The organism is Paraburkholderia sp. SIMBA_030 (assembly GCF_046535245.1).
GTDB lineage: Bacteria > Pseudomonadota > Gammaproteobacteria > Burkholderiales > Burkholderiaceae > Paraburkholderia.
Map to the genome: position 1 here is coordinate 1 of NZ_JAWRXB010000678.1, position 267 is coordinate 267.

At 58.1% G+C, this 267-nt stretch carries 1 protein-coding gene; it reads left to right on the forward strand.

The features are described from left to right. Positions 1-31: 31 nt before the first annotated feature. The coding region (locus tag SB772_RS41670) for a multicopper oxidase domain-containing protein (protein ID WP_410838728.1) at positions 32-267 on the forward strand (236 nt) is incomplete at its 3' end.

Sequence of the window (267 nt, forward strand, 5' to 3'; positions counted from 1 at the left end):
GGTGGCCGGGCTACAGGTACCAGGCCCGCTGATGGGCGGTCCGGCACGGATGATGTCGCCAAACGCTGACTGGGCACCCGTACTGCCCATTCGCCAGAACGCAGCTACTCTGTGGTATCACGCCAATACTCCCAACCGCACGGCTCAGCAGGTCTATAACGGCCTTGCCGGAATGTGGCTGGTGGAAGATGAAGTCAGCAAGTCGCTGCCTATCCCCAACCATTATGGTGTGGATGATTTTCCGGTCATTATCCAGGATAAACGGCT